Origin of the sequence: Rickettsia tillamookensis (genome assembly GCF_016743795.2) — a bacterium.
In the GTDB taxonomy this organism is placed as follows: Bacteria; Pseudomonadota; Alphaproteobacteria; order Rickettsiales; family Rickettsiaceae; genus Rickettsia; species Rickettsia tillamookensis.
Genome location: NZ_CP060138.2, coordinates 1,311,126 through 1,328,745, shown reverse-complemented (window position 1 = coordinate 1,328,745; position 17,620 = coordinate 1,311,126). Strand labels below are relative to the sequence as shown.

The following is a 17,620-nucleotide window of genomic DNA, read 5'->3' as shown; positions in this document are numbered from 1 at the left end:
CTGTATATAATTATGTAAATAATGATGCTGGTTCAATTGATGTAAACCCTATAGGAAATTTAGTATTTTTAGATCCTACTTCTCGAGCGGATTTTAGTAATGAAAATGTAAATAGTACGCAGTTTTTTGCTACTAAGGCTATAACTAGTAAGAATGATGAGGAGGGTATAGTAGCATTTCACGTATCTACTTCTGCAACAAATATTAATGTGCCTGTTGGAACTAGCCCTACCCAAAGATTTAATACCTTTATTACAGACGGACTTAATGTAACAACTATTGCAAGTAATATTTTTGCAAAAACAATTGAAATTAAGCAGAATCCAGCAAATCTAGCTGGTCAGACGCAACTTATTTGGACAACGCCAATTAATACAGGTGCTGGAGGGGTAGTGCAATTTGGTACAGATTCTATGTCAGAATTTCAGGACGACATAACTTCCAATATAGATTTTAACGGTACATCTGCTACTGCTATATTGGATGACGGTGTTACGGTAACCGGGGATATAGACGATATTTTAGGAGGAAATCTAGCAACCTTAAATTTTGCCGGCGGTAGTACGGTTACCGGTGATGTAGGAGCCACTAATACGATTAATACATTGAATGTTAAAGGGAACAACCCTGTTAATTTACAAGGAAATGTTAAGGTTAATCAGTTTAATTTTACTGCTGACGGGATAGCTGCAGTAGGAGGAACATTAACTGCAACAGCAGGAGTGCAGTATAATGATCTTGAGGCAACGTTAGCATTTTCTAATCCGGTGGGTGCTTATATTTTTTCAAGTCCTATTTTACAAGCAGGCAATGGTGGTGTAATGGTAGATACTACTCTTACGGCTACGGATTCTAGTATTGCTACGGCTAAAACTATTCAAATAGGAGCAATTTTCCCTACAGCGGCTCTTACTTTAGCAGTCAATAATAAGAATTTAAATCTTTTAGCGGGAGGAAATCAAATTAATTTTGAAAGTGCTAAGGCCGGTTTAGTTGTTGCTTCACCTGTCGTACAAGCCGTAACGTTTGGCGGTAACTTAGACGGTTTCGCAAGCGGCGGCGGTAATGTAATCTTAAACGGTACTAATGCTTTAACCGTTCAAGGAGGATCGTTCGGTGCCGTTAATAAGCTAGCTTCGGTTAGCACTATAGGAAACGTTCAGGCACAGGGAGGGATTAACCTTAGCGGTATTACTACTCTTAATGTTACAGGAAATAGTAACTTTACCGATCAAACCGCTACCTCAGCAAGTGCTGCTAATATAAATATCGGCGATGTGAATGGACTCGGGACGTATATTTTAACGCCTAATAATGTGAATTTTAATATTAGTACTGCTAATATGAAATTCAAAAATGCTGGTTCAATATTAAATATTACAAGTAACGGAAATGTAACGGCGGCTATGAACGGGGATTTAGATCCCGGTGCGGCGGCTAGCGGTATAATTCAGTTAAGCTCAACCGGCGGTCTTTTAACGATAACCGGTGGGAATAATTTAGGTATTAACGGCGGGAATACTTTAAATTCTATGATATTAGCCGGCAACGGTGATATCACGATTACGCCGGCAATTAATATAGCAACTCCTCTTTCTACAGGTATAGCAGGTAATTTAACTCTTACTACTGTTAACGGTCCAGTCAATTTTACGAATACTACTACGCTTGCAGTGACTAATATTACCGGAAAAACGGATTTTGTAAATAATGCCGGCATAATAAACCTTGCTGCGGGCGGTAATTTAGCAGCAGTAACAAGCACCGGAGGTATTAACGGGGTTGTTAATGTTTTAGGAGCAGCTACACTTGGACCCGTGACGGGCATTACAGCTTTAAATCTTAACGGAGCAGGAATTGTTACGATAAACGGAGCATCTAGTGCAACTAATCTGACAATAAATAATGCAGATGTGGTAGCTACAGCAGCCGGCGGCTTTACCGGTGATGCTGCAGTCGGAGCCGGCCAATTGACTACAAATACTATCGGGAATGTAACTATTGGAACGGGAACATACACAGGAGATATTTCAGGTACAGTAACTTTTGGCGGAGCAGGTATTCTTAATACAACTCAAGTTGGAGGGAAAGCAGATTTTGTAAATAACGCTGGTACAATAAATCTTGCTTCTAATGGACAATTAGGGGCAGTAACCAGTACTGGTGGTGTTAGCGGTACGGTTAATGTGTTAGGAGCAGGTACACTTGGACCTGTGACGGGCATTACGGCTTTAAACCTTAACGGAGCAGGAGCTGTTACGATAAACGGAGCATCTAGTGCAACTAATCTGACAATAAATAATGCAGATGTGGTAGCTACGGCTGCCGGTGGCTTTACCGGTAATGCTGCAGTTGGAGCCGGTCAATTAACTACAAATACTACGGGTAACGTTACTGTCGGAACAGGAACATATACAGGGGATATTACAGGTGCCGCAACTTTTGGTGGAGCAGGTATACTTAATACGACGCAAGTTGGGGGGAAAGTAGATTTTGTAAATAACGCCGGTATAATAAATCTTAACAATAATGGTGCTTTAACAATAGTAACAAGTACGGGCGGTATTAACGGTACCGTTAATGTATTAGGAGCAGGTGCACTCGGACCTGTTACTGGCATTACGGCTTTGAATCTTAACGAAGCAGGTAATGTTGTGATAGTCGGAGCATCTAGTGCAACTAATTTGACCATAAATAATGCAGATGTGGTAGCTACGGCTGCTGGGGGCTTTACCGGTAATGCTGCAGTCGGAGCTGGTCAATTGACTACGAATACTACGGGTAACGTTACTGTTGGAACAGGAACATATACAGGGAATATTACAGGTACGGCAACGTTTGGTGGAGCAGGTACTATTAATACTACGAATATTGGTGGACAAACGGATTTTAAAGGGTCTGCAGGTACGGTTAATGTTAATGATACCGGCACTTTAGCAGCGGTAACAAGTAGTGCGGTAGCAGCAGGTAATTTAGTATTTTTAGGAGGCGGTAACGTTACCGGAGTCATAAATAATATTGGAGGAATTACTGTTAATGCAGCAGGTAATAAAACGGTTACTTTTCAAAAAAGCGTGTCAGCTACTTCTTTAACGCTTGGTAACAATGCTGTAGCGAATTTACAAGACTCGCTTACAACAAGCAGTAACGTGGATTTTACCAATGGCGGTATCTTAGAGTTTTCGGGAACAAATCTTGCAGGTTATACGCTTAACAGCCCAATCACAAACGGGAACACAGGAACATTAAACGTTTATACTACCGGCACTACTTTAACGGCTACTGATTCAAGTATAGGTACGGTAAACACAATTAATATCGGGCAGGGAAATGGATCTGCAACATTTACGATAGACGTATCTAACAAGGCTTTAACTCTAGGAAGTGCTATTAATTTGAATAATACTAACTCCATATTTGGTCTAACTACTAGCAAAAATCAACAAGTTACCTTTACGAATAGTGTAGATGGTTTTGCCGGCGGTGGCGGTAGCGTTAATTTAAGTAGTACCGGTAATGGTGTAGTGCTTGAAATTCAAGGTATTGATAATAAGCAAACACTTGGTACTGCTGTAAATAAATTAGCTGCTATAAATGTTACTGCGGGTAGTGAAGTCGGAGTTGTCGGCGGTGCTAATAAACTTGATGTAAGTAACGTGCTTGCTCTTAATATCGGAAATGGAGCTATATTTGCCGATCAATCAATTACTTCGGCACAAATTGCCCAAATTAATATCGGTGATAATAACGGTCCCGGTACTTACGCCCTTGATGCATTAAACGGTGACTTCCAATTAAAAGCCCCGGGTGTTACATTTGTGGATCCTGCATCGGTGTTAAAGTTAATGACGACTGTAGCTAGTGGTAATAACAGTACTATAGAGTTAACAGGCAATATAGAACCGCTTGTCCCAAATACTGCTATAGTTGAGATAAATGCAAAAAATGCTAATACAAAGTTAACAATAGACGGCACAGCCAATGAGTATGCTATCGGAACAAAAGCAAATCCTGTGAGTAAAGTACAACTCACAGGGCAAGGAACGCTAATAATAACTGCTCTTAATACCCCAAATATAGACGTATCTGTTGCAAAAGTTGCTATAGGATCAGTCGGATCAAATGTTTTCTTCTCTGCTCCTTCCGGTCCTATTAATACCGAGCTTGGAGTCGTACAGATTAACGGTAATATGGATTTCCAAAATAATGCCGCTACTGCTATATTTGCTAGCGATACAAAAAATAATATAACGGCAGCTATGACCGGTAATATAACAAGTACCGGAGGTACTAATGGTACCGTAATTGTGATGGATAATTTAACTGTAGGCGGTACGGTTACTAATCTTGCTATGTTTAAGGGAGGTGCCGACGGTAGTATAGTAAGATTTAATACCGGTGGTAATATGTCGATTGGCGAAATTCAAGGGACAGGAACCGGTACAATATTATTTGCCCAAGCTGCTCCTACTACCTTAGATGCTACGATCAATCAAACAGGAGGTACGGCAGTTGATTTAGTGTTCCCAAGCGGCGGTAGTATTAGCGGTGATGTCGGTAGTGCTAATAACCCTATCGGTACGATAACTGCACAAACCGGTACATTAATTATAGATGGTAAAGTTACAGGTGATACTGCTTTTATGATAGATGGAGCAACTATTCAGTTTAATGATGATGTGAATATAGGGATTGAAAAATTAACTACACCTGCAGCTTTCATGACACCTTCACCTTTAGCAGGCACAGTACCTGATGCAAGATTTAATAGTGCAGATCCTGAAACTATTGTTAAAAATGTTGGAACCCAAACAACAGCAGTATCCATACAAATAAACGGTAATGATGTAACATTTACTAATGATGTAATAAATATTTCAAATATTGACTTTACTTCTCCTCAAGCTGTTACTGCTACTTTTGCATCTTCAAATGCTATAGTAGGCGGCACTACTACTAATGCTAATCGCTTGCATACAATTGCTATATCAGGTGATTTAACAACAGGTACTTCGCCGTTTGGTTCAGACTCAAATCACCTTAAAACAGTTCAGTTTGAAGATGTAGACGCTAAAATCACAATCGATAGTGAAGATTTTTACTCTAGTATAACAACCAAGACTAATAATCAAGGTACGGCAATATTTAACGCTAATAATGGCTTTACGGATGATTTAGGGGGTAAGGGCTTAAACCTTAAACTAGTTCAGTTCAGTAGTAATAAAGGCACGGTAAAAGGGGATACCTATGCTAAAGATATTACTATTGATGCCGGTAAATCAGCTGTATTTACCGGTTATAACAGTAGAAGTTTAGACATTCCGTCAGCAACTGTTGGCGGTGTCAAAGTACCGAGAGCAACCACAAAATTTAATTATAAAACACTCATCGTTTCAGAGAACTTAAAAGGAAGCAGTAGCAGCTCTTCAGCGGAATATACCAATGCCGCACTTGTACAAGCACCGATTAACGGCGGTAGTCATAAATTCGATGATGATGTATGGCTACAAAAACCGGTAACAGGAACTAATAATATTACTTTCGCACCGAAGAAAACCGCTTTTATTGCGTCTGATTTAGGAGCAGCTACCATAGTTGCCGATCAAGCGACAATGATGTTTACCGGCGATAACACCAGCGTAAATGTCGGCGGTAATATCTCAGGAAGTAATATTACTTTTGACCTTGGTAATAATAAAATCACTTATACGGGTTCAGCAACTCCTACCGGTGAGCTTATTATAAATGTCTTCTATGATACGACAAATGCAGGGCAAACAGGTAATACAAGTAGCGGTAATATAGTACTCGCAAGCGGCAGTAGCTTTGATTTATCAAATGTTTCTTCTATCAAAGTATTTTTAACTGTGCAAAATAATCCATCCGCTATCGGGCAAGGTAGTGCTTACCCTATTATTAGCGGCGGTGGTAATATAATAGTCGGTAATGCTGCAAGCTTACCGTTTAACGTGACTGCTAATGAAGGTGGCTTTGTCAGATGGCAAATTACGAACGGTTCGTTTGTACTTCTACCTATAGAGCTAACCGGAGATAATGTTGTTGATAATATTATAGGTAAGATAATAAAAGCTCCTCCGGGTAGTGATGCGGCAAAAGTTGCAAATGTTTTAGTAAATACACCGATAGATCAAAGGGGTGCAGTAGTGGACCACTTAAGACCGATAATCGAACGTCCTTCAAATGAAATACACAGAGTAACTACTCCGCTTACTCCTATGGGTCCTTCTGTCGGTCCGAGTGTTGGAGGTTTTAGCCCTATACAGCCGCCACCAACTAGCGGTAGTGTAGTTAACAATATATATGTTCCGCCTACCACTCCGGGCGGCTACGACGTAACACCTAGCAATCCGGCAGGATATAATACTCCGACTACTCCGGTTACAGGCACCGGTGGCTTTGGACCTAACGGACCAAGTACAGGAGGTGGTAGTCCATCAGTCGGCACGGGTGGATTTGGACCTAATGGTCCCGGCACAGGAGGAAATGCTCCTAGTGGTTCTGTAACCGGTGGAGTATTTACTCCGAATGGTCCAAGCGTTGTGGCTCCAAGCGGTCCGGCTACAGGCGGTAGTGTTGGCGGATTTGGTCCTAACGGTCCTGGTACAGCTGGAACTACAGGCGGTAATATAGGTACAGGAGGGGTAGCCCATCAGTCGGCACCGGCGGATTTGGTCCTAACGGTCCTGGCACTGGCGGCACTACAGGAGGAAATATAGGCACAGGTGGTGGTAGTCCATCAGTTGGCACTGGTGGATTTGGTCCTAACGGACCCGGCACAGGAGGAAATGCTCCTAGCGGTTCTGTAACCGGCGGAGTATTTACCCCAAGTAACCCAAGTAATCCGGCTAATAACGTCGTGCCTGTTACCGGCACCGGTGGTTTTGGTCCTAACGGTCCCGGTACAGGAGGAAATGCTCCTAGCGGTTCTGTAACCGGCGGAGTATTTACTCCGAATGGTCCAAGTGTTGTAGCTCCAAGCGGTCCGGCTACAACAGGCGGTAGCGTTGGTGGCTTTGGTCCTAACGGTCCCGGTACAGGTGGAACTACAGGAGGAAATATTGGCACAGGAGGCGGTAGCCCATCAGTCGGCACCGGCGGATTTGGTCCTAATGGTCCCGGCACTGGCGGCACTACAGGAGGTAATATCGGTACAGGAGGCGGCAGCCCGTCAGTTGGTACAGGTGGAGCTACAGGCACTACGGGCAGTGGTCCAGCTAATGTTGGAAGCAATCCTTACGGTCCGGGTAACGTCGGTACAATACCAACCTCGAGTGTAGGTGGTAATCCATCAGTTAGTACTGGTGGAGCTTCAGGAAGTAATGTAGGTACAGGTGGTACAAGCTACAATGGTCCGTCATCAGGCGGTAGTCCTGCTGGTTATGTTCCGTCTACTCCAGCTACTTCAGGCGGTAGTGTAGGTACAGGCGGTACCAGCTACAATGGTCCAGCATCAGGCGGTAGTGTAGGTAACAGTGGAACTACTTCAAGCGGTACAGGTTCTAATATCGGTACTAACTCACCTGCTGGTGGTAATAATGTATATAGTCCGTCAACAGGAGGTGCTAATGTTGGAGGATATACTCCTTCAGTTGGTCAAGGTGGAGCTACAGGTAGCACAAGCTATAACGGTCCTGCAACAGGTGGTTCTGTTGGGACTGGTGGTACAAGCTACAACGGTCCGTCATCAGGTGGTAGTTGCAGGTACAGGCGGTACAAACTATAACGGTCCAGCTTCAACCGGTGGCGTTGGCAACAGTGGAACTACTCCAAGCGGTACAGGTTCTAATATTGGTACAGGCGGTAGCTCACCTGCCGGCGGTAATAGTGTATACAGCCCATCAACAGGTAGTATTCGTAATAATGTCGGTGGGTATACTCCTTCAGTTGGTCAGGGTGGTACAAGTTCTAACGGTCCGGTAACAGGCGGTAGTGTAGGCACAGGCGGCACAAGCTATGGTGGTGCAGGTTCTAACGGTGGTATGGCTACAGGCGGCTCAAGCTATGGTGGTGCAGGATCTAATGGTGGTGTAACCAACAGCGGAAGCAGTCCATACGGTAATAGTGGTAATCCTACAGTAACAGGTGTTTCTCCTGCTAATAATAGTAACAATATGGGAGGCAGTTCTGATAGCGGTATGCCTGCTATAGGTAGTAGCCGAGATAATTCTTCAGGTACAGGTAGCGGTGGAAATTCAGGTAGCGGAATAAGTCGTTCTAATGCGAATGACGGCTTTAATGCTGCTCATGATAATACTAGTACCGGTACTCAAGAAGTAGGTAAGAGACTTAAGACTCTTAAAGATGCTGCAGAGGATGGTGCAAATCCTGCAGCAGAAGATGCTACCTCACGTAAGAGAGGTGCAGCTGTCGGAGGCGGTGACTGTGAACTCGATGAAAGTAACGCTAATAATTCCGTTTACGGCGTATGGGTCAGCCCATATTACGGCAAAGCGGTACAAAAAGCCTTTAACGGACTTAGCGGTTATAAAGCTAAATCTACCGGTGGATCAGTCGGTGTTGATACCGTTATAAACGATAATATAGTTCTTGGTGCTGCTTATACTAGAGTTGATACGAAGTTACGTTACCAAAATGCCAAATCCGGCAATACTACTAAGGTCGGAACTAACATGGGTTCTATATACGGTTTATATAATTTTGTAAATAACTGGTTTGTAGAGGGCGTAACTACCTATTCACGAAGCGATATTAAAACTAATGAACTACGTAATATTATAGGCGGTTATGAAACGGCACACGGTAAGTATCATTCAACTTCTTATAGCGGTCAAATAGTCGGAGGTTATAATTATCTATGGAAAGAGACTTCATTTGCACCGATGGCAGGACTCAGAGTTACTAAGATTAAAGATTCCGGTTATCAGGAATACGGTACTTCTTTCCAAAATCTAACTATTCAGAAACGTCAATATAATAAGGTTGAGGGTATACTCGGCGGTGAAATTAAAACAACTTTCTATAAGGATGAGTTCATAATTAGACCACAAGTTCATGCCTTTATTAATTACGACTTCAAAGGTAAAACACCGGCAATCGTTGCAGATCTTAACGGTCTTAATGAGCCTTTACCGGTACCGACGCCTAAACCTACTAAAATGCTGTATGATTTAGGAGCAGGGGTAGTAGTTAAGAAAGGTAGAATGGAGTATGGAGTGCATTACGGGCTGAACTTAGCTAAAAAATATCATGCTCAATCCGGTACGCTAAGACTTAAAGTAAACTTCTAAAAATCTGCAGCAGTTAAGGATAAGAACTATAAAATTTCTATCCTTAACTGAGTAGTAAATTTTATTTTATAATCAAAGATGAAGCTTAATAATGTCTTTGATTACTTTATCACTATTCAGGATAAGTTTTTATCCTGAATAGCTCGCTATTTAATATTTTCTATCTATTATCCTAATGGCTGCCTTTATGAGAAGCATGCCCTCATTTAGCAGCTATTTCTCTTACCTTTTCTTTATCCATAGAGGCAAAGCCCTGTTTTCCTGATCCGTGATCATGATCGTTATGACCATTATGTCCTCCATGAGAAGCATGTCCTCCTTTAGCAGCTTTTTCTTTGTCTCTAGAGGCGAAGCCTTTGTTATTATTAGTCATAATTCCCTCCTAAATATTCGGGTTAGTTAATAATACAGAACCACTTTTTTTCGTTTTCAGTAGCTCCATATATGATGGTAGAAAAATTTATAAGGTAAGTCAACCTAAATTAAAATATTATAAACTATTATTTTTAACAATAAAGTTAATTACTGCTTACTTATAAAAAATTTATTTTTATTGTTGTTTTTTAACCTTGACCTGAAAAAATTTAAGGAGTAGGCTTATAATTGCAACCAAAAATTAAAGAGGCTAACATGACAACTTTAGTAGGAACCCAAAATAATTTTGCCGATGCAATAAGAGAACTTATAGAACTTGATTATGATGCTATCGAAGCATATAAAACTGCTATTAATAGAATTACTAATGAAGATTACAAAAAACAGTTGGATACATTTAAAACGGATCATGAAAGACATGTAAAAGAGTTAAATGAGCTTTTATCAAAACATAACGAGAAAACAATAAAAGGGCCGAGTAGTAAGCAATGGCTAACAAAAGGTAAAGTGATACTTGCTGATTTAGTTGATGATAAAGCTATATTATATGCTATGCATACAAATGAAGAAGATACTAATACTGCTTATGAAAGATTAAATGAGCATAATAATAAATGGCATGATGCATCGAAAACCTTAAAACAAGGTCTTTTAGATGAACAAAAACATAAAAAATGGATAGAAAAGCAACTTGAAGAGTAAATCTATATAAATTAATAAGGAGTAAAAATAAATTTTACTCCTTATATAATCTAAGCATTATAAATATTAGCTCTGGGAATATTTATAATAAAGATTTAATTCTGGTTATTTTTTGCTGCAAATCATAACATATCTAAATCAACATTTAAAACAGTACTTAGTTTTTTTAGCGTATCTATTGTGCCTTTTCGTAATCCTTTCTCAATAAATGATATATATTGCTTAGTTTTACCAATTTTAATAGCTAATTGTTCTTGAGATAATCCTCTATATTCACGATAAACTTTAATAGGATTTTCGCCGTTTAGAATTTTTTGTACCAAATCTTCAGGAAAATATTCCTCATTTTTAGCTATAGCTTCAGCGTATAATGTTTCATCGGTAATACATTGTTTTTTATTTATAAGTTCCTGATATTCATTAAAAGGTATAACAACAAAAGCAGGCTTTCCTTGATATTCTATTATATGTTTATTACTCATTTATATACCTCTCCTCTAACATCAACATTAATTACTAGAATTTCTAACTTTCCTTTATTTATTCTATATATAACTCTATAATCTCCAATCCTTAATCTATAACCATCGTATCCTATTAATTTCTTGATATTATTATTTTCCTTATAAGGGTTTAATTTTAGTTGTTCTAATTTTTCTAATATAGCTTTTCTTTTGTTTATAGAAATTTTAAGTAAATTTTTTAAAGCTGTTTTAGAAAAGCTGAGTTTATATTGCATTTAGAGATGAGAATAGATTATATTATAATATACTCTATGTAAGAATAGAAGTCAACATATTGTTGACTAATGCTAAGTAAGTATGAAAATTAAATAATAAGTTGAATTTGTGCAAGATTTATTATATTAGTATTTGTAGTTATTTTTCAGGAACTGCGATAGTTTTTATGGTAATTGCATGTAGTTTTTTATTTAATATTTCAGACAGGGCATTTTTTACTAATTTATGTTGATTAATTAAAGAAAGTCCATTAAATTGAACATCTGATATTTCTAATGCATAATGGTCTTGATCTCCTACTAAATCAGTAATTTTTATTATACTGTTTGGAAAGGATTCCTTAAGTATTTTTTCTAACTCTTCTGCAGATATTGCCATTATTTTATCACTTTTTAGATATAAAAGCCTAAATATTAATTAAAGTTTTTTTGGTTAAAGTAAAGCTTTATATGAATTTTTATTATAGAATTTTAAACATTCATTGATAAACTCTACTCTTATGCATATAATAATTAGTATTATTATGTCATTTATTAATTATTATGAAAAAAGAAGCTGAAGAATTAAAATTATTTATCTTAGAATGTTTGAGTGAGAAAAAAGCAGAAGATATTGAGGTAATTGATTTAACGGGAAAACATAAATTAGCCGATTATATTATATTTGCTAGCGGTCGTTCGACTAAAAATGTTGGAGCAATTGCTGAATATGTAGCTTTAAAATTAAAAAATAATGCCGGTATAAATAGTAATATTGAGGGGCTTGGTAAATCAGAGTGGGTACTAATAGATGCAGGTACTATTTTAATTAATATTTTTTATCCTGAAGCACGGGAGCATTTTAAGCTAGAAGAAATTTGGAAAAGATGAACGATCATATTCTTATTAACGTTATAATTTTACTCGGTACTGCGGTTTTTATCGTGGCTATACTTAAGCGTTTTAGATTAAGCCCGGTACTTGGTTACTTAATTGCGGGAGCTGCAATAGGTGATCACGGTTTAAAAATCGTAACATATGACCAAACTAAGTTACTAGGTGAACTTGGTGTAGTATTTCTATTATTTGCAATAGGTCTTGAGCTATCTTTTGAACGATTAAAAGCTATGAGGCGATATGTCTTTGGGCTTGGTAGTTTGCAAGTTTTAACGACTGCTATAGTAATTGCCGGTGCAATGGTGCTTATAGACGGTAATAGTAGTGCGGCTATTATTACCGGTGGCGGTCTTGCTCTTTCATCTACGGCACTTGTTATGCAGGTTATTGAGGAAAATCGTAGTCAATCAACACAAGTAGGAAGAATTTCTTTAGCTATTCTGTTGCTGCAAGATTTGGCCGTAGTGCCATTGCTTGTGATAGTTCCATTACTTGCCGGTAACAATAAAGCCTCGCTTGCAGCGGCTCTTGGTATTGCACTCTTAAAAGCCGTAACGGCCTTACTTACAATATTTATTGTCGGTCGTGTTTTTCTTCGTCCTGTATTTTCATTCATTTCATCAGAAAGTAATAATGCAAGCGAGCTACCTATTTCGATGACTTTGTTAATAGTACTTTCTGCTGCTTGGGCTACCGAAACATTTGGTTTGTCTTTAGCTCTAGGAGCATTTGTTGCCGGTGTATTAGTTGCAGAAACTGAATTTAGATTGCAGGCAGAAGAAAGTATTTATCCTTTCAAAAGTTTATTTTTAGGATTGTTTTTCATGACCGTCGGTATGAATATCGATGCCCTAGAAATGTATGAAAAAATATCTCATATTCTTACTTTATCTATTGCTTTAATAGGTATAAAAACCTTAATCATAACGGCTTTTTGTATTTTATTCGGTTTTAATAAAGGAGTTGCTTTTTATTCAGGCTTATTATTATCGCAAGGCGGAGAGTTTGGTTTTATATTATTCAGTTTAGGTAAAGATAGCGGAGTATTAGAAGAAAGTACAGCCGATATATTATTACTCGTAGTTACTTTTACTATGGCACTTACTCCGTTACTAGCAGCTTTAGGGAAAAAGATTGCCGAGAAAGTCGATAAAGGACTTGGTAAAACTCCGACTCAAATGATTGAGCTTGGTGCAAGAGATTTAACAAACCATATTATTATTGCCGGCCTTGGTAATACCGGTAAAATGGTAGCAAGGGTTTTGGAAGCGGAAGGTGTAAGTTACGTAATACTTGATTTAGATGATGATAGAGTTAAAGAAGAGCTATCAAACGGTTTACCGGTTTTTAAAGGTGATGTATCGCAAGCCGATACTCTAAAGGCATTAGGTACGGAAAGAGCATTCGCTATAATACTTACTATGAATAATCAAGTAACTATTAAGAAATCGCTTAAAACAATTAGCGGTAATTATCAGGATATACCGGTTGTCGTTAAGTTAAAAAATTTAAAAAATGCTAGAGAGTTTTATGATTTAGGTGCCACAACTATTATTCCGGAAAGTTATGAGACTGGATTACAAATCGGTGGAACAGTCCTAAAAAATATAGGTATTAGCGAGCAGGAAATTAATAGAATAAAAGTACAATTTAGGCTTGGTAATTATGTAATAGCAAAAAAAGAGGATGCTTTATCTGAAGCGGAAGATAATGATTAAAATTCTTATTACTTTAATTATTGTAATATTATCAACAACAATTAACGCCGATAATAAAAAATTGCCTATTCCAAGATTTGTTTCAATAAAATCTAATGAAGTAAATGCAAGGAGCGGACCAACCACTAAATCTGCCGTAGAATGGGTTTTTGTTAAAAAAGGCGAACCGGTAGAAATAACTGCAGAGTACCAACAATGGCGACAAGTACGTGACATTAACGGCGAAGGCGGTTGGATACATTCAAGCGTTTTATCAGGTAAAAGATCAGTGGTTATTACCTCTGATAAGGAAATAGAGCTTACCAAATCCGTCAATCCTAAAAGCCGAGTTATAGCAATATTAATGCCCAAGGTTCGCTGTGGTTTAAAAAAATGCAAAGAACAATTCTGTCAAATTACATGTAAGAATTACACAGGTTGGATTTCCAAGGAAGTAATTTGGGGAGTATATGATGATAATGATAGGTATTAATGCAATATTTAATAATAAAATTATTTACTATCTAGAGTTAATTTGCTATATATGCAAACTTACTAAAGATATAATTATTTATGCAAAGATATTTAGACGGTACAAATGATGTCGCATTTAAAAAATTATTTAGCGATAAAGTAAAATTAATAAATTTACTGAACTCTCTTCTTAGGTTATCAAAAGGTGATAAAATTGTAGATTTAACTTACATAACTACTGAACAATTACCTTTATTTCTTGAGGGAAAAAGAAGTTTATTCGATCTAAAAGTTAAAGATGAAACCGGTAGATGGTATATAATAGAGATGCAGCGTAAAATGGAGAAAGACTATCTTAATAGAACGCAGCTTTACGGTTGTTATACCTACGTTAGTCAAATTAAAAAGGGTATGAATCATAAGGATTTATTGCCGGTAGTAATAATTTCTATTATAGGAACGAAAGCTTTGCCTGATGAATTGCCGTATATTAGCTATCATTATATAAAAGAAAGCGATACCCATAAACAATATTTGTTTTCATTAACTTATGTATTTATTGAACTAGGAAAATTTAAAAAAAATGATCTTAAAGATGATACCGATGAGTGGTTGCATTTACTAAAATATGCTTCGCAAGAACAAGCACCGCCAAAAGAAATTAAAAATGAAATTGTGTTATCGGCATATGCAAGTTTAGAGCAATATAAATGGACAGACCAAGAGCATGATGATTATTTTAGAGCCGAAATGGCTATACAGCAAGAAATAGACAAGTTTGAGGAAAAGTTTAATGCCGGTATGGAGAAGGGGATGGAAAAAGGAATAGAGAAGGGTATAGAAAAGGGGATAGAGAAAGAAAAAATTGAAACAGCAAAAGAAATGCTAATAGAGAACGAACCTATAGAAAAAATAGTACGATATACTAAGCTTAAAATAGAAGAAATAAAAAAGCTAAAAGCAGAAATATAAAAAATATATTTAAATGAAAAGCACCTTACCCGAACGTTCTCTTAAGATTCAAGCTAGGCTTAATTTTATAGTGCAGCAAATTTTAGATATTGCTCAGGATAAAATCGCTATGATTATCTTGTATGGTTCGTTTGCTAGAGGCGATTGGGTGCGTGATCTACCGAACGGTTACCATAGCGATACCGATATTTTGATAATTCTGAAAAAAGGTAAATATAAAGGTCATGCTACTTTAAGGTTAGAAGATAACATATATAAAAGGCTAGAAAAGACAGGAGTAATAAATCCTAAGCAAATTATCCCGTATGATTCATTAATATCGATAATTCTAGAGTCAATAGATGAAGTAAATAGGCAGTTAGAAAAAGGACGTTATTTTTTCACTGATATTAAGAAAGAAGGTATTCTTTTATATGATAGTGGTGAATTTACCTTAAGCGAAGCTAAAGATTTGCCTTGGAACGAGATGAAAGAAATTGCTAAAGATTATTATGAATATTGGTTTGGTAGGGGTAAAGGTTTTTTAAAAGGAGCAATTACTTATTTAAACGATTCAGAGTATGCTTTGTCTGCCTTTTCACTTCATCAAGCTACAGAAAGTCTTTACAGTACTATTTTATTAGTGTTCTCCAATTACAAACCTAAACTACATAATTTACAAAAATTAGGTAGTATGGCAGGAAATTATGATAATGAATTATGGACTGTATTTCCTCAATTAACCGAAGAGCAAAAAAAATGTTTTGAGCTTCTTGAAAAAGCTTATGTTGATGCAAGATATGATAAAGATTATAAAATTACAAAAGAACAGCTGCTTTATCTTATTGAGAGAATAGAAAAATTAAAAGAAATCACCGAAAGAATTTGCATAGCAAGAATTAATAAAAAATAATATTCATCATGAAATATTATTAATATGGTAAAAAAGAAAATAAAAGATAAGACTCATAAAAAAGAAAGTATGATTTATATTACTACTCCAAATCAAGCTTTAGCAAAATTACAAACAAAAGTGCAAGATTATATAGATACTACAGGAGAAAAAATTTCTCTGGTAGATGAATTAATTAAGTTAAGAAGAGCAGATGGATAGTATTTTCGGTTTATTTAAAATTTGATAAAATTATCTAAATATAGTATAGTATAGAACTTTTTATAATATTAAAAATTTTATGAGTAAGAAGCTTTATATTAAGACCTACGGATGTCAGATGAATGTTTACGACTCCGTTAAGATGCAAGATTTGCTTTATCCCTTTGGCTATGAACCTACTGAAAATATAGAAGATGCTGACGTTATTATTCTAAATACCTGTCATATCAGAGAGAAAGCAGCCGAGAAAACTTATTCTGAACTCGGTCGCATCAAGAAACTACAAGATACGAGAAAAAAACAAGGCTTAAGCTCTGCAATAATAGTTGTAGCAGGCTGCGTTGCTCAGGCAGAAGGCGAAGAGATTTTCTCAAGAACTCCTTATGTCGATATTGTTGTCGGGCCGCAATCTTATTATAACCTACCGGAATTAATCTCAAAAGTCGTTAGACATGAAAAACATTTAATCGATCTTGATTTTGTTGAAGAAGCGAAATTTGATAATTTACCGGAACAATTATATCCGCAAGGAGCTAGTAGCTTTATATCGGTACAAGAGGGGTGCGATAAATTTTGCACTTTCTGTGTAGTGCCTTATACAAGAGGTGCTGAATTTTCAAGAAATGTAGAACAGGTTTACAGAGAAGCATTAAAGGTAGTTAGCAGTGGGGCTAAAGAAATTATGTTACTTGGACAAAATGTAAACGCATATCATGGTAAAGGCTTAGATGATAAGATATTTAGCCTTGCTGATTTACTTAAACATCTAGCACAAATTCCGAATTTAGAGAGATTGCGTTATATGACGTCGCATCCGATAGATATGAATGATGATCTGATAAAACTACATGGTACTGAGCCTAAATTAATGCCGTTTTTACATCTACCGGTGCAGTCAGGTTCAAATAAAATATTAAAAGCAATGAACCGCAAACATGATCGGGATTATTATTTTGATATAATTAATCGCTTAAGAGAAGCAAGGCCCGATATAGTTTTATCCTCTGATTTTATTGTTGGCTTCCCTGGCGAAACGGATGAAGATTTTGAGAATACTTTAGATTTGGTCCGCAGAGTAAAATACGGTCAGTGCTATTCGTTTAAATATAGCCCTCGTCCCGGTACGCCGGGAGCGACTAGAACGGATCAAGTTCCGGAACACATAAAATCAGAGAGATTAACTATATTGCAAAAAGAACTCATGGCTCAGCAACTAGCTTTTAATGAAAGTTGTGTTGGTAGTACTATGAAAGTTCTATTTGATCGTAGTGGTAAATTCGATGATCAAATAATAGGCAAAACTCCATACATGCAGTCCGTATATATCCAAAACCCTAATAAATCTTTACTTGGTAAAATTATTGATGTAAAAATTACTAAGGCTTCACTTAATAGTTTAACCGGCGAGATAGTTTAATTATAT

General features: G+C 37.2%; 15 protein-coding genes. 11 read left to right on the top strand and 4 right to left on the bottom strand.

The window, feature by feature from the left end; genetic code table 11:
* The first annotated feature begins 209 nt into the window (after nt 1–209).
* The 3 genes from H6P87_RS06605 (at nt 210) to H6P87_RS06595 (ending at nt 9,269) form a co-directional block, all read left to right on the top strand.
* Entirely contained in the window at nt 210–6,737 is a 6,528-nt protein-coding gene (locus H6P87_RS06605) for a hypothetical protein (protein WP_246437890.1), read from the top strand.
* 140 nt (nt 6,738–6,877) lie between these two features.
* Nucleotides 6,878–7,744: a hypothetical protein gene (locus H6P87_RS06600; protein WP_202069437.1), complete on the top strand. Its 867-nt coding sequence runs from the start codon at nt 6,878–6,880 to the stop codon at nt 7,742–7,744.
* Nucleotides 7,680–9,269: an autotransporter family protein gene (locus H6P87_RS06595; RefSeq protein ID WP_246437888.1), complete on the top strand. Its 1,590-nt coding sequence runs from the start codon at nt 7,680–7,682 to the stop codon at nt 9,267–9,269. The genes H6P87_RS06600 and H6P87_RS06595 overlap by 65 nt, the downstream gene beginning before the upstream one ends.
* A gap of 202 nt (nt 9,270–9,471) precedes the next feature.
* On the opposite strand, the gene H6P87_RS06590 is transcribed toward H6P87_RS06595, so the two are convergent.
* Nucleotides 9,472–9,642 carry a KGG domain-containing protein gene (locus H6P87_RS06590; RefSeq protein ID WP_202069431.1) on the bottom strand — a complete coding sequence of 57 codons (171 nt, stop codon included), beginning with the start codon at nt 9,640–9,642 and terminating at the stop codon, nt 9,472–9,474.
* A 257-nt stretch (nt 9,643–9,899) separates the two neighbouring features.
* Here H6P87_RS06590 and H6P87_RS06585 point away from each other — a divergent pair, with 257 nt between their 5' ends.
* Nucleotides 9,900–10,346, top strand: a complete 447-nt coding sequence (locus H6P87_RS06585; protein WP_202069428.1) for a DUF2383 domain-containing protein — start codon at nt 9,900–9,902, stop codon at nt 10,344–10,346.
* 122 nt (nt 10,347–10,468) lie between these two features.
* Here H6P87_RS06585 and H6P87_RS06580 read toward each other — a convergent pair whose 3' ends face one another.
* The 3 genes from H6P87_RS06580 to H6P87_RS06570 all read right to left on the bottom strand — a co-directional run bounded on the left by H6P87_RS06580 (nt 10,469) and on the right by H6P87_RS06570 (nt 11,464).
* The gene (locus tag H6P87_RS06580; protein ID WP_011271587.1) at nt 10,469–10,828 is read right to left on the bottom strand and encodes a helix-turn-helix domain-containing protein; all 360 of its coding nucleotides are present in this window, start codon (nt 10,826–10,828) and stop codon (nt 10,469–10,471) included.
* Nucleotides 10,825–11,085 (bottom strand): type II toxin-antitoxin system RelE family toxin, encoded by a 261-nt coding sequence (locus tag H6P87_RS06575; protein WP_202069426.1) that lies wholly within the window; start codon nt 11,083–11,085, stop codon nt 10,825–10,827. The genes H6P87_RS06580 and H6P87_RS06575 overlap by 4 nt, the downstream gene beginning before the upstream one ends.
* A gap of 139 nt (nt 11,086–11,224) precedes the next feature.
* Nucleotides 11,225–11,464 (bottom strand): BolA/IbaG family iron-sulfur metabolism protein, encoded by a 240-nt coding sequence (locus tag H6P87_RS06570; RefSeq protein WP_040256476.1) that lies wholly within the window; start codon nt 11,462–11,464, stop codon nt 11,225–11,227.
* 164 nt (nt 11,465–11,628) lie between these two features.
* On the opposite strand from H6P87_RS06570, the gene rsfS reads away from it, so the two are divergent.
* The 7 genes from rsfS to miaB all read left to right on the top strand — a co-directional run bounded on the left by rsfS (nt 11,629) and on the right by miaB (nt 17,614).
* Nucleotides 11,629–11,955: a ribosome silencing factor gene (rsfS, locus tag H6P87_RS06565; RefSeq protein ID WP_202069423.1), complete on the top strand. Its 327-nt coding sequence runs from the start codon at nt 11,629–11,631 to the stop codon at nt 11,953–11,955.
* Nucleotides 11,952–13,679, top strand: coding sequence for a cation:proton antiporter domain-containing protein (locus H6P87_RS06560; protein ID WP_202069420.1), 1,728 nt, complete (start codon nt 11,952–11,954; stop codon nt 13,677–13,679). The genes rsfS and H6P87_RS06560 overlap by 4 nt, the downstream gene beginning before the upstream one ends.
* A complete protein-coding gene (locus H6P87_RS06555; RefSeq protein WP_202069407.1) occupies nt 13,672–14,151 on the top strand; it encodes an SH3 domain-containing protein in 480 nt (159 codons plus the stop codon). Before H6P87_RS06560 ends, H6P87_RS06555 begins: the two co-directional genes overlap by 8 nt.
* A gap of 80 nt (nt 14,152–14,231) precedes the next feature.
* On the top strand, nt 14,232–15,104 hold the full coding sequence (locus H6P87_RS06550; RefSeq protein WP_202069405.1) for an Rpn family recombination-promoting nuclease/putative transposase: 873 nt from the start codon (nt 14,232–14,234) through the stop codon (nt 15,102–15,104).
* Nucleotides 15,105–15,117: 13 nt separating this feature from the next.
* Complete coding sequence (locus H6P87_RS06545; RefSeq protein WP_202069403.1) at nt 15,118–15,996, top strand: HEPN domain-containing protein; 879 nt, start codon at nt 15,118–15,120, stop codon at nt 15,994–15,996.
* A gap of 24 nt (nt 15,997–16,020) precedes the next feature.
* The gene (locus H6P87_RS06540) at nt 16,021–16,197 is read left to right on the top strand and encodes a hypothetical protein (RefSeq protein WP_202069401.1); all 177 of its coding nucleotides are present in this window, start codon (nt 16,021–16,023) and stop codon (nt 16,195–16,197) included.
* Nucleotides 16,198–16,276: 79 nt separating this feature from the next.
* Nucleotides 16,277–17,614 (top strand): tRNA (N6-isopentenyl adenosine(37)-C2)-methylthiotransferase MiaB, encoded by a 1,338-nt coding sequence (gene miaB, locus H6P87_RS06535; RefSeq protein WP_202069398.1) that lies wholly within the window; start codon nt 16,277–16,279, stop codon nt 17,612–17,614.
* Nucleotides 17,615–17,620 lie beyond the last annotated feature (6 nt).

Bases quoted from the DNA above. Each gene is read 5' to 3' on its own strand.
- H6P87_RS06590 (WP_202069431.1), bottom strand. From the start codon at position 9,642: ATGACTAATAATAACAAAGGCTTCGCCTCTAGAGACAAAGAAAAAGCT.
- H6P87_RS06585 (WP_202069428.1), top strand. From the start codon at position 9,900: ATGACAACTTTAGTAGGAACCCAAAATAATTTTGCCGATGCAATAAGA.
- H6P87_RS06580 (WP_011271587.1), bottom strand. From the start codon at position 10,828: ATGAGTAATAAACATATAATAGAATATCAAGGAAAGCCTGCTTTTGTT.
- H6P87_RS06575 (WP_202069426.1), bottom strand. From the start codon at position 11,085: ATGCAATATAAACTCAGCTTTTCTAAAACAGCTTTAAAAAATTTACTT.
- H6P87_RS06570 (WP_040256476.1), bottom strand. From the start codon at position 11,464: ATGGCAATATCTGCAGAAGAGTTAGAAAAAATACTTAAGGAATCCTTT.
- rsfS (WP_202069423.1), top strand. From the start codon at position 11,629: ATGAAAAAAGAAGCTGAAGAATTAAAATTATTTATCTTAGAATGTTTG.
- H6P87_RS06560 (WP_202069420.1), top strand. From the start codon at position 11,952: ATGAACGATCATATTCTTATTAACGTTATAATTTTACTCGGTACTGCG.
- H6P87_RS06555 (WP_202069407.1), top strand. From the start codon at position 13,672: ATGATTAAAATTCTTATTACTTTAATTATTGTAATATTATCAACAACA.
- H6P87_RS06550 (WP_202069405.1), top strand. From the start codon at position 14,232: ATGCAAAGATATTTAGACGGTACAAATGATGTCGCATTTAAAAAATTA.
- H6P87_RS06545 (WP_202069403.1), top strand. From the start codon at position 15,118: ATGAAAAGCACCTTACCCGAACGTTCTCTTAAGATTCAAGCTAGGCTT.
- H6P87_RS06540 (WP_202069401.1), top strand. From the start codon at position 16,021: ATGGTAAAAAAGAAAATAAAAGATAAGACTCATAAAAAAGAAAGTATG.
- miaB (WP_202069398.1), top strand. From the start codon at position 16,277: ATGAGTAAGAAGCTTTATATTAAGACCTACGGATGTCAGATGAATGTT.